Origin of the sequence: Streptomyces telluris (assembly GCF_024519335.1) — a bacterium.
Taxonomy (GTDB): Bacteria; Actinomycetota; Actinomycetes; order Streptomycetales; family Streptomycetaceae; genus Streptomyces; species Streptomyces telluris.
On record NZ_JANIID010000008.1, the window covers coordinates 86,256 to 97,577 of the forward strand.

The window sequence follows — 11,322 nt, forward strand, 5'->3', positions numbered from 1 at the left end:
TGACGATGCTGGCCCGTTCCCGCTCCAGGAAGGCGGAGCCCCGGCCCAGAACGTGCGCCTGCGGTCGGCAACAGGACAGTGTGGAAGCAGACACGCGCACCATCCTCAGTCCGATATCCGTCACCGCGCACAAGGCTCACGTGATCTTGTCGCGGCGTTGACGCCCGCTGCATCGAAGAGCGCTGCGCGCCCTGCCCTGTGTGGCTACGGTCTGGCGTGATTCTCAACTCCGCCTCCCCGCCCGATCCCTGCGGGCCGCGGCCGGGCGACTGTCGAACACCCTTCCCCCAGTGCGACTTGTTCTATTAGCATGCAAACAAATGGAGGTGTTGTCATGCCGCAAACCCGGCATCTGCCTGTCAACGCACGTCGCATCCTGGTCACCGTCGCGCCGTCCGTGCTGGCATCCGTCGTCGTCCTCTCGGTGTTCCTCTCGGTGCGCGACCGCCTGCCCGAACCCATGGCCACGCACATCGGCCAGGGCGGGCAGGCCGACGGCTTCTCGGGGCAAGGGGCGTTCCTTGCCGTCGCACTGGGCGTACTCATCGGTGGTGCTGCGCTCTTCGGGGGGCTCGCCCAGTGGATACGGACGAACCCCGGAGCCCAGCGGGTGATCGCCGTCACCGGCGGCGCAGTCGCCGTGCTGACCGGGTGGCTGATAGTCGCCGTATTGCTGGCCAACACTGATGCCGACGACGCCGCATCCGTCAGCTTGTCCGGCCTCCAGGCCGCGCTCGCCTTCGGGGCCGCGGCAGTCTACGCGGCTGCTGGATGGGCGCTCTGCGGCCATGCCCAGGAGAGCGAGACCACCTCGGGGCCTTCGGCCGACGCCGCACGCCTCTCCCTCGGTGATTCCGAGCTCGCTTCCTGGTCACGCGCCATCGGATCCCGCGTACTGCCCGTTACCGGCGCCCTGGTCCTGGCCGCCGGCCTCGTCGTGGGGATCACCACCGGGTGGCTGCCCGCCCTGCCGCTGCTGATCACCGGTGTTCCCCTCGCCCTACTGACCGGGGCACGGGTCACCGCCGACCGGCGCGGCATCACGGTCACGCCCACCTTCGTCTCCTGGCCTCGTCTCAATGTGCCGTTGGAACGCATCCAGGAGGTGGGGCACCGCTCCGTCAATCCCATCCGCGATTTCGGTGGGTGGGGCTACCGGGCGCGGCCCGGGGCCAGCGGGATCGTGCTGCGCTCCGGCGACGCCCTCTCCGCACGGCTGACGACCGGCAGCGAGTTCGTGGTCACCGTCGACGACGCCGCCACCGCCGCGGCGCTGCTCAACACTCTGGCCGACCGTGATCGCCGGACTCCCGACGGAGGGTGACCATGCTGTTCCGCGTCGACCACTCCTTGCCGCTCACGCTCGGCGACCAGATCGCCGCCAACGTTCGTGGCGCCATCGCCGACGGCTCCGTACGCACCGGCGAACGCCTGCCGTCCGCCCGCGACGTCGCCGAGTCGCTGGGAATCAACATGCACACGGTGCTGCGTGGTTACCAGCGGCTGCGCGAGGAGGGGCTGATCGAACTGCGCCGGGGCCGGGGAGCGGTCGTCGCCGGAGGGCCGTCCTCCGGGCGGGCCCTGCTCGCTGTCCAGGCACACCGGCTGGTCGCCGACGCCCGTGCACTCGGGCTGAGCAACGACGAGGTACTCGCCCTCGTCAGGCGGTGTCTCGCGGATGGAGTCTGAACTTCCGTATATGGCAGGGCAATTCCCGGCATCAAGAACGCATAAGAAACCCTCGACGGCCGGTGACCTTACTTCCGGGTAATGGAAAAGTTCCTCGCCGATGATCATGTGTCCCGCGGGCAGCGCCGTCAGGCCTGTCCGCGGGACCGCCACACCAGTCGAGGGGGAACTCCCATGAAGATGAACCGGCGCACCGCCGGCATCGTCGGCGGCCTGACGGCCGCGGCGCTCTGCTTTACCGGCGTCACGGCCGCCGCCGCGTCGAGCGACTCCGGCCACGCCAAGACCGTCAAGGCCGCACCCGCCAAGCCGGGCCCGAGCGCCACCGAGGACGGCAAGGCGGTCTTCAACGGCCTGTTCTTCGGCCAGGGCAAGGTCGGCGCCGAGCTCGCCAAGAGCCCGATGTTCAGCGAGATGCGCAAGGAACTCGCCAAGGCGGACGCGAAGGACTCCGCGCGCGTCGCCCAGGCGGTCACCGAGGCCATCGAGGCCAAGTACCCGGGCTTCTTCGCCGGCTTCGACAAGAAGGTCCGCAGCGGTGACCCGCGCAAGGTCGAGTCCGCCGTCAACGATGCGCAGACCAAGCTGCTGTCGATAGCTGAGAAGACGGACGCCAAGGACTCGGCGCAGCCGGTCCAGAACGGCCAGATGTGCGGCACCTTCGTCGCCGTCGCCGGTGCGGTCGTTCACGTCGCCGCAGCTGTGACGGCCGCGGCCGCAGCGGTCACCGTGACCGTTGCGGTCGGCGCCAACTTCGTCAAGGCCAAGAACTGGTTCTGGAGCGTGGCGCCCCAGGGCGATGACACCGCCCTCGGCCACGACGAGGCCGTCGCCACCGTGACGAAGATCCTCAAGACCGCCTGACCCGAGCGGTAGAAAAGCACCTCCCGTGGGCCGGGCCACGCCGGCCGCCCGGCCCACACCCAGACCACCCACGACCGGGATGACGACGTGAAACGCCCCCAACAGACCGCCGCGGTCTGCAACTTCTTCCGCAGAGCCACGCGAGGAACCTCACCGCGCCGGGTACAGGTCTCCGGACGCTCAGTGCTCGCCGTTGTCGCGTTCTGGAGCGTGGCGGTCCTCTACGTGGCACAGACCCACGTGCCCAAGAATGTGATCTCCCTGCCCGGCCAGAAGCAGACCAGGTCCACCGTCGCCAATGTCGCCCCGCAGGGGTGGGCGTTCTTCACCAAGTCCCCCAGGGACGTGGAGGTCATGCCCTACCGGCAATCGACGAACGGGACGTGGACTTCCCTGGCCCTCACCCCTCACTCCAGCCCCCACAACGCCTTCGGCCTCGATCGCGCCTCCCGCTCCCAGGGCATCGAGATCTCTCTCCTGCTCAACCTGGCCGAGAAGAAGGACTGGAAGGAGTGCGACGGGGATCTCGCCGACTGCCTGGCCGACCCCCGGCCCGCACGGAAGGTCGACAACCCCTCGCCCGAGCCGACGGTCTGCAACCGCGTCGCACTCGTCCAGGAGAAACCCGTCCCGTGGGCCTGGCGCGACCTCGTCGACGAGCGCGCGACACCCGAACGCTTCCTCACCCTGGACGTCACGTGCTGACCCGCACCCGCCGGATCCCGCTGCCCTGGGGCAACGCCTACGGGCTCGCCCGCACCCTGCTCGCCCTCGGCACGGCGGGCACCCTGGCCTTCAGCAGCTCCGCGACCCTCTTCCGGCCCGTCGTCACCATAGGCGATTACCCGCTGTGCCACGGCATGACGGCGAGCGGCGCCTTCTGCCTCGTCCCCCGGGGACAGTTCGACCTACTCCGGTGGATCTGCGTCGCGGTCCTCCTGGTCGTGGCGTCCGGCTGGCGGCCACGAATCACCGCCCTGCCGCACGCCTACATCAGCTTCAGCCTCTTCTCCGGCATCGCCATCGGGGACGGCGGCGACCAGATCACCTGGATCCTGACCCTCCTGCTGGCACTCGTCGCACTCGGCGACGGCCGCCGCTGGCACTGGCAGACGCCCGAGGATCCCGAGGATCCCGAGGATCCGGCCGTCGACGCAGTGCCCACCCGCGCCCCGCGCGCCACCCGCGGCTGGGCACTGCTGGGGACGAGCGCCTTGACCGTCGCCCGGCTCCAGATGGCCTTCCTCTACTTCCAGGCGAGCGTGGCCAAGCTCCCGCACACCGAATGGGCCGACGGCAGCGCCATGTACTACTGGGCGAACAACTCATCGTTCGGCTTCCCCGAGTGGCTGCGCCCCCTGACCGACCCGGTCGTGTACTCCCCCGTCGGCGTCGCCGCCCTGACCTGGCTGCCCGTCGCCCTTGAGCTCGCCCTGGCCGCAGCACTGCTGATGCCGCAACGGAAGCGGTGGGTGCTGCTGTCGCTGGGCATCGCCTTCCACCTGGGCATCGCCGTGCTGATGGGCCTGTGGAGTTTCGCGTTCGCGATGTGGGCGGGGCTCCTCCTCCTGATGGCTCCCGTCGGGCACAGCTTCCCGTTCCCCGCCCCCGGCCGGTCATCAAAGAAGGAAACACCATGCGTATCCGCGACAGCGGACGACGCCTCGCCCGCAACCGCGGAACCCGCCTCGTCGTCCTCGCCTCGGCCGCTGGTCTCGTAGCCCTTGCCCAGCCGACCGCCGCGGCCGGCACCATCGACGGCCTCGCGGCGCCCGCAGGCAAGGGCGTCCCCTGATCCGTCCAGCACGGCACAGCCGTCGCCGCCGGCACCCGGTGGACCGAGCGCGGCGACAGCCCGCTGCTGCCCGCCCTCGTCGTCCGCGGTGAACTCAAGACCACCGGCGCCGGTTGCCACTCCGTATGGGTCCAGTGGACCCATGACCTCGCCGGAACGCCGCCCCGCAAACACGTAACGCAGTGCGGCCCGGGCTCTGCCACCGTCAACCACCGGCTGAGCTCCTGCAGCCCGACCACCACCGGCGCGCTCTTCATCTGCAAGGGCGACAAGGACACCACCGACTGCGGCCCCCGGAAGTCCCTCACCTCTTGGCCCGTCACCTCACGCCCGCTGCGCTGACACAGTTGGGACGAGGGCATCGAGTGGCTTGGAGCGCCGTCCGATCGGTACGAGGTCGGCGGCCTGCTGCTGATCGGCGCCACCGCGGTGGCGCCGGCGTGGGCGTACTCGCCCCTGTCGCACTCCTACGAGGTGCTGCGTTCGTTCACCTTCGGCCCCGCCGCCTTGCACCTGGACCTGCCGCTTGAGGCGTGGGCGGCCGACGGGCTGCTGGCGGTGTTCTTCTTCATCATCGGCAACGAGCTCAAGCAGGAGCTCGTCCACGGCGAACTGCGCGACCCGCGTCGCGCCCTGCTACCGATCGTCGCCGCGCTGGGCGGCGCCACGGGTGTGCGCGGTCCTCGTCCTCGCCATCGCCTACACCACCGGCCTGAACCTGGCCGCCCTCTCGCTCGCCGCCGCGGGCCTGGCCCTGTTCGGCCACCTCCAGAACGGTCGTGGCCGCGCGGTGGCACGGGTGCGGGCGGCGGTCCCGGGCCAGCTGCTGTTCGGCCTGCTCGCGGCGGTGGTCCGGGCGCTAACGCACGCCTCCGGGGTGCATGCCACGATCGCCGGCGTCGCCATGGGCTTGCTGATGCGCACCCGCCCCGTGGGCGGCGATCGGCTGTCTCCGTCGCACCGCACCGCACCGCACCGCACCGAGGAGATCCTGCGGCCCTTCTCGGTGGAGGACCGGTTCCCGGACTTCGCTGTGTACGCGGCCGCGCACCCCGGGTACGGTCCGGGCACTACACCGAAGCAGGTGACGGCCAAGTTCTTCGAACTCGCGAAGCAGCTGGACGCCGAACCGGTCGGCGTCATCGACGGGACGCTGTTCCGCGGGGTGACGTTCGAGCGCCTCTACGCCGAGGGCCTCATGCCCAAACCGGCCGAGGAATGGCAGGCGCTGGACCAGGGCAAGCCGCTGCCGACTCCGCCGCCGGTCCCGGAGAACTTTTTGGCCAGTCATTTCTACGTGACCTGCGGTGACTCGCGTTGGCCCGGCAAGGTCCGGGACTACCAGCGCAATGCCGCGATCGACCGGCTGAAGTACCCGATGCTGGGGGCCATCGGAAACATCAAGCCCTGCGCGTACTGGCCGGACAACCGGGTCGAGCCGCCGGTGCAGATCGGTGACCGCGGCCCGTCGAACGTACTGATGGCGCAGAACGAACGCGACCTAGGAACACCCCTGGTCGGCGCCATGAAGCTGCGGCGGGCATTCGCCGACCGGGCCACGATGGTGACCGCCGACCAGGGCGGGCACGGTGTCTACCCGTTCGGCCGCAACACGTGCGCGAACAATGCGGTGACAGCATTCCTGACCAACGGACAGCGCCTGGCCGAGGACCTCGCCTGCGCGCCCGCTCGGCCCTACCGGTAGCCGTGTGGGATGCCATTGGCGTCAGCCCGTCACCGGGTTGCGTTCCGTTCACCGACTTTCTGTGGCGGCTCATCCGGGTCACACGCCTCGGCAACGAGCTGGACGTGCGCTGTTCACGGCCGTTTGTGGTCAGCCGCCACGGGGCCGACCGGTGGCGTGGTCGTCCAGGTCGCCGGAAGCAGCTCCACAACCTCTCCTCACCACCTGGCACGAGCACCTCGCCCCGTAGAGTGCAGCCGTGAAGGAAGTTCCCTGGTTCGAACACGAGACGGGCGACCTGACCCCCGCGGAGCAGGAGTTCGCAGCCGTCCTTGCTGCCCGCGCGAGCGCCTGGCCGGTGGACCCGCTGAGCACGGTCCTGCTGCCCGCCCGGCATACCCCGTACGGCGAGATGCTTGCCTATCTGGACATCGGAGATCCAGAACGCAACCGGGGCGTGCTGACCATCGGGGCCCACTTCGACGGGAGGACCGTCCGCGCCGACAGGCTCCACAACCAGAACTTCACCCTCCCCGACATACCGACCGAGTTCACCTTCACCACAGCCGGAAACCCCACGGAGACGGCAATCCGGACGGCCATCTGGTTCGAGGCGATCCTCGCGCGGCCCCTGATCCGCTGCGAGTGGTTGCACGAGGGGAAGGTCTACGCCCTCCGCTACGAGTACGCCGACAACGGACGAGGCCTCAGCGAAGGCTTCGAGACGCCGCTCGCCCCACCTGAGCTGCAAGAACGTCTGGCGGCTGAGGGCGTGGACCGCGGACGTGGCCGGATCGATCGCGCCGGCCTGGGCGAACCCGGCCGAGTCGTCCATGTCCGAGGTGTGAAGACCACGCAGTAGTCACCGGAGAGTCCTTAGGGCTCGTCGTCGACCGCGCCGGGTGCCAGGGCGGGGGAAGGGAAGGCGTGACGTGCCTCGCCGCCGGACCACCACACGCCGACGGCGAAGATCGCGGCCGCCTCCAGCAGCGCCGCGCGGGGCAGTCCGCCGCAGGGCAGCGGGGAACAGCCCATCGACGTGATGAGCTCTGCCGTGAGGGCGGCCGCGGCGGGGGTGCCGGCGCAGAATGGCACGGCCAGGGGCGTGTTTTCGAAGGCAGGTCGCGGAAGGGTCCAGATGCTTTCGTGGCAGATGCCGAAGACCTTGGCGACGCCGGCGGCCGGCGCGGCGGCCGCGATGCGCGCGGCGATGGAGTCCGTGCCGCCGGCGGTGGTCAGCGAGGGCCCGTCCGGGCCGGGCGCCATGGGCACGGTGCAGTCGAGCACAGTCCGTCCGGCCAGAACGGGGGCGAGTTCCTGGGCCAACCGTGGTGCGCTGTCCGCTGGTACGGCCATCAGGACTGCCTCGCCGTAGGCAGCTGCCTCGGTCAGGCTGCCGTGCCCGGCGGCTTTGATTTCTGCTGCAGCCGTGGCTGCGGCCGCCGCGTTCCGCCCGCCCACCAGGACGCTGTGCCCGGCCCGCGCCCAGGCACCGCCCAGGGCGGTGGCCATCGAGCCCGTGCCGAGAATGCCGATGCGCATGGCGCTGCTTGTCTTTGCTCTTGCCTCATGGGATGTCATGCCCCGAACGCTAGGCGGGCTGATGCACACCGCGCGGTGTGCATCAGCCGGGCAGGATGGGCGCATGGGAGAGCGTGAGGAACTGGCGGGAGACGGGTTTGCGGCGGACTGCCGGGCCCGGGTCGCCTTCGAGGTGCTGGCGAACCGGTGGGACAGCGTGGTGGTCTTCATCCTTGGCGAGGGCGGCCCGATGCGCCCACGCGACCTGCTGGACCGGATCGGCGGGATCAGCCCGAAAGTACTCAACGACGCGCTGCGCCGGCTGGAGTGCAACGGCCTGGTGGAGCGCCATCGTTACGCCGAGGCGCCCCCGCGCGTCGACTACGCCCTCACTGAGGCCGGCGAGGCTTTGCTGGTTCCCATCCGCGCGATGGGCGCCTGGGCCGCCCGCTACGCGGACACCGTCCTGGCCTCCCAGGATCGCTTCGGCACCCGCTGATACCGGAAGCGGAGGACGGGTTTCCCCCTCTCGACTTGCCGCAAGGTGCGGTGGCCCTCTTCGGCTGTGAAGTGCCCCGCGTCGCGCATGAGGCAGAAGACCTCTGAGGGCCGCCTCGCCTCCACCTGCTGCGCCCTCGTGCGCGGCTGGGGCAGCCTCATGGGGAAGTGGAAGGCGAACGGCAGCCGCCACGGGCACATGGGCACATGGGCACATGGGCACATGGGCAGCATCAGCAGCGGGATCGCGGCTCGGCCGTGCGGGGCGCCAGGTGGGCGGCCCGCAAGCGGAGGGCAGTGCCACCCCGACCAGGGTGGCACTGTACGCAGAAATGGATTTGCGCACGGGACGTGACGCGGGTTTGAGTTCGTCGGTGACTGCTCTGAATGATCTTGTGCGGCCCGACCGATACCCGCGGTCTTCCCGCTACGAACCGGCCTGGCTCGTCAGTCTCGACATGGGCCCGAACCCGTTGTGGCTCCTGGAGGACCTGGCCCGGGACCTTGATCTGCGCCCGGGGATGCGGGTCCTCGACCTCGGCTCCGGCAAGGGTGCCACCTCCGTCTTCCTCGCCCGGGAGTTCGGCGTGGACGTCGTCGCCGCCGACTGGTGGATCCCCGCGGAGGACGCGGCCGCGGTCTTCGCCGAGGCGGGGGTCGGCGACCGGGTCAGCGCAGTACGGACGGAGGCACACGTGCTGCCGTTCGAGGCGGAGAGTTTCGACGCGATCGTGAGCATCGACGCGTTCGAGTACTTCGGCACGGCCGACAGCTACCTGCCCTACCTGTCCCGCTTCCTCCGCCCCGGCGGTCAACTGGGGGTAGCCACTCCCGCCATGACCCGCGAGGTCCGCGACCTGGGAGTGATCCCGCCCCACATCAAGCGCGTGGTCGGCTGGGAGGCGATGGCGTGGCATACAGCGGAATGGTGGCGCTTCCAGTGGGAGGTCACCGAACTGGTGGACGTCTCCTCCGCGCGGCTGCAGGAGGACGGCTGGCGCGACTGGCTGCTGTGGGCGCGCGCGTGCGCCGAGCACCAGCCCGACGGCGAGCAGGCCAACCGGCCGGTCATCGACATGCTCACCGAGGACGGCGGAGAACACCTCTCCTTGGGCCTGCTGACCGCCCGCAAACGGTGAACGGACGGCAGCCCCCGGCACCGCGCGACACGCCCCCGGAATCGAAGCCCGTCCCGGGGAGAGGGCGAGCGAGGAGGTCCGTCCGGCTCGGGCAAGGGTTGACGTAACCCGGCCTGAGCTCGGAGCTCTCCACTCCACCTGTTACGGTCACTCCGGCGCAGGTTCTGCGCGAACACGACTCCGGTCCGGGGAGGTTGATGAATATGGCCGTCAGCGGCCTTTCTCAGCATGCCCTTTTCCGGTCCGCGCGCTGAAGCAACGCGACGCGGCCCGGGTCATTCCACCGGCCAGGAGTCACACGTGCATTCCTCCCCTTCGAAGAACCTCACCAAGCCGACCACCGAGCTGACCACCGAGCGTCTCGTCCTGCGCACCTGGACTACGGCCGAGGCCATCACCGCCCTCGACAGCGAGGGCAGCGCCCGGCCGGCCGACTGGGCCGCAGACTTCCCCTCCGAGGGCGACCGTGTCATCGCGAGCCTCCTCCGCGACAACCCCGACTGGCTCGGCGCGTACGGCCACCGGCTGATCATCGAGCGGGACAGCGGTGTCGTCGTGGGCTCGATCGGCCTGTTCTGGCCACCCGCCGAGGGGGTCCTCGAACTCGGCTACGGCGTCGTCGCCTCCCGGCGCGGCCGGGGCTACGCCACCGAGGCCACCCGGGCCCTCGCCGCCTTCGCCCTCGCCGCACCCGGCGTCCACACCGTGACCGCCGGCGTGGAACTGTCCAACCCTGCCTCCGTCCGCGTTCTGGAGAAGGCCGGCTTCCAGCGATACGACACCACCCCGGCCGACGCCGAGACCGCCGCACGCGTGGCCCGCTTCGGATTCACACGGCACGACCTCGGCAAGTAGACCCCCGGTGGGGCCGACGGCGGTGCCGCCGTCGGCCCCACCGGCTTCCACCACCACCCCTCGGCCTCCCACACACCCGACGGCCGGTTCAAAGGACCTGTCTCCTTGGTCATCTGCAAGCCTCAGCAGTTACGGATGGTCCACGGCGGTGCCGTCGGGATTCCGTCCGAAGGCGGCCGCAAGAACGGCGGGGAGGTCTGCTTCGGGGAGCGAGGCACCCACCTCGGCCAGGATCTATGGAAAGTCGTCATCGCTGATGGCACCCATGTATTCCTGGCGCAGTTCGTAGACGGCCTCTACGAGCTCCGGTCGCAGCTGCATCCAGCCGCGGGCTGAGCGGATCTCCTCATCGACCTGGTCCAGGAACCAGCGCATGGCCTCGTAGGGGATTTGCACGTGTCGCCCGTGAGGCTCGAAACACACCGTCGGCTCCCGTGCAGGGTCCTCGTCGGGGACGACCGCGGTCATAAGGTGGAGTTGCTTAGCAGCGAGTTCCAGTTCCAGGTACCAGGCTTCATCGGGTACGGAGTACATCGCGGTTATCATGTAGTCGCCGTCGGGGTGCGGAAAGGGCATGGCCGCATGCTGTCACCTCCAGTTGGGGGCGAGCACCTCTAATTCGAGAGCCGCGGGGCGAGAAGTCGTCTGCCTCCACTCCGCACAGGACGCCGACTTCCGCCTCCTCGGCACCGCCTCGCCGCCGCGGCCCGAATCGAAGTCGATGACGGTGTGCCCGGCCCGCCGTTATCGGCCACCGTGGCGGCCGCGGGCCGTATCCGCCGCGTGCGTGATCGTGTATCAGCTGTGCCGGAATCCTCTACCCCGCTCAGGGGGCGCAACCTCCGGTCCGACTCGTCCGGGGCCCTGCCTCGTCAGCGTCCGGCCACGCCAGGTGAGGAACCGCGGCTCCGGAGCGTCGGGGCCTCTGTGGCGGGCGCTGGGACAGACAGGGGCGGGGGCGCCGGACCGGAAGGCGCCATTGCGCCTTCTGCCCCCTCCGGGCCTACTTGAGCGGGGAATCCGGAGTTCACCGCCGTGCCACATCGTCATCAACCAATGGGGGGTTGCCTCCGGACCTCGGTCGCCCCGGATGGCGGCCTTCAGTCGTACAGAACCTGCTGCCGCGGCTCACCGAGGAGGAGGAGCAGGAGACCGCGGCGGCTCGCCGCGACGTGGCCCATGCCGCAGCACTGGTCTTCCCGGGGCCTGCCGCTGGGCGGCGACATGCTGCACGCCGTCGGCGGGGCTGACAAGCAGGACGGGCGCAGGGCAGGATC

At 70.0% G+C, this 11,322-nt stretch carries 12 protein-coding genes and 1 pseudogene; 11 read left to right on the forward strand and 2 right to left on the reverse strand.

The window, feature by feature from the left end; translation table 11 throughout:
* Positions 1-334 precede the first annotated feature (334 nt).
* From NQU55_RS11710 to NQU55_RS11750, 8 genes and pseudogenes are all read left to right on the forward strand, one after another.
* Positions 335-1,324 (forward strand): hypothetical protein, encoded by a 990-nt coding sequence (locus NQU55_RS11710; RefSeq protein ID WP_168094572.1) that lies wholly within the window; start codon positions 335-337, stop codon positions 1,322-1,324.
* A gap of 2 nt (positions 1,325-1,326) precedes the next feature.
* Complete coding sequence (locus NQU55_RS11715; RefSeq protein ID WP_168094573.1) at positions 1,327-1,689, forward strand: GntR family transcriptional regulator; 363 nt, start codon at positions 1,327-1,329, stop codon at positions 1,687-1,689.
* 174 nt (positions 1,690-1,863) lie between these two features.
* Positions 1,864-2,553 carry a sporulation delaying protein family toxin gene (locus tag NQU55_RS11720; RefSeq protein ID WP_168094574.1) on the forward strand — a complete coding sequence of 230 codons (690 nt, stop codon included), beginning with the start codon at positions 1,864-1,866 and terminating at the stop codon, positions 2,551-2,553.
* A gap of 183 nt (positions 2,554-2,736) precedes the next feature.
* Positions 2,737-3,258 (forward strand): SdpA family antimicrobial peptide system protein, encoded by a 522-nt coding sequence (locus NQU55_RS11725; protein WP_168094575.1) that lies wholly within the window; start codon positions 2,737-2,739, stop codon positions 3,256-3,258.
* Positions 3,252-4,274 (forward strand): sporulation-delaying protein SdpB family protein, encoded by a 1,023-nt coding sequence (locus NQU55_RS11730; protein WP_256790457.1) that lies wholly within the window; start codon positions 3,252-3,254, stop codon positions 4,272-4,274. Before NQU55_RS11725 ends, NQU55_RS11730 begins: the two co-directional genes overlap by 7 nt.
* A 503-nt stretch (positions 4,275-4,777) precedes the next feature.
* Positions 4,778-4,954, forward strand: a pseudogene (locus NQU55_RS11735) (Na+/H+ antiporter NhaA); the annotation flags it as partial.
* A 64-nt stretch (positions 4,955-5,018) separates the two neighbouring features.
* Positions 5,019-6,053, forward strand: coding sequence for an alpha/beta hydrolase (locus NQU55_RS11745; RefSeq protein WP_372504690.1), 1,035 nt, complete (start codon positions 5,019-5,021; stop codon positions 6,051-6,053).
* Positions 6,054-6,291: 238 nt separating this feature from the next.
* The gene (locus NQU55_RS11750) at positions 6,292-6,894 is read left to right on the forward strand and encodes a hypothetical protein (protein WP_168092035.1); all 603 of its coding nucleotides are present in this window, start codon (positions 6,292-6,294) and stop codon (positions 6,892-6,894) included.
* A 14-nt stretch (positions 6,895-6,908) separates the two neighbouring features.
* Here NQU55_RS11750 and NQU55_RS11755 read toward each other — a convergent pair whose 3' ends face one another.
* A complete protein-coding gene (locus NQU55_RS11755; RefSeq protein ID WP_168092034.1) occupies positions 6,909-7,574 on the reverse strand; it encodes an NADPH-dependent F420 reductase in 666 nt (221 codons plus the stop codon).
* A 103-nt stretch (positions 7,575-7,677) separates the two neighbouring features.
* Here NQU55_RS11755 and NQU55_RS11760 point away from each other — a divergent pair, with 103 nt between their 5' ends.
* From NQU55_RS11760 to NQU55_RS11770, 3 genes are all read left to right on the forward strand, one after another.
* The gene (locus tag NQU55_RS11760) at positions 7,678-8,052 is read left to right on the forward strand and encodes a winged helix-turn-helix transcriptional regulator (RefSeq protein ID WP_168092033.1); all 375 of its coding nucleotides are present in this window, start codon (positions 7,678-7,680) and stop codon (positions 8,050-8,052) included.
* A gap of 331 nt (positions 8,053-8,383) precedes the next feature.
* The gene (locus NQU55_RS11765; RefSeq protein ID WP_168092032.1) at positions 8,384-9,190 is read left to right on the forward strand and encodes an SAM-dependent methyltransferase; all 807 of its coding nucleotides are present in this window, start codon (positions 8,384-8,386) and stop codon (positions 9,188-9,190) included.
* 300 nt (positions 9,191-9,490) lie between these two features.
* Entirely contained in the window at positions 9,491-10,045 is a 555-nt protein-coding gene (locus NQU55_RS11770; RefSeq protein ID WP_256790458.1) for a GNAT family N-acetyltransferase, read from the forward strand.
* A gap of 234 nt (positions 10,046-10,279) precedes the next feature.
* On the opposite strand, the gene NQU55_RS11775 is transcribed toward NQU55_RS11770, so the two are convergent.
* Positions 10,280-10,621, reverse strand: a complete 342-nt coding sequence (locus NQU55_RS11775; protein ID WP_240976229.1) for a hypothetical protein — start codon at positions 10,619-10,621, stop codon at positions 10,280-10,282.
* Between the last annotated feature and the right edge of the window lie 701 nt (positions 10,622-11,322).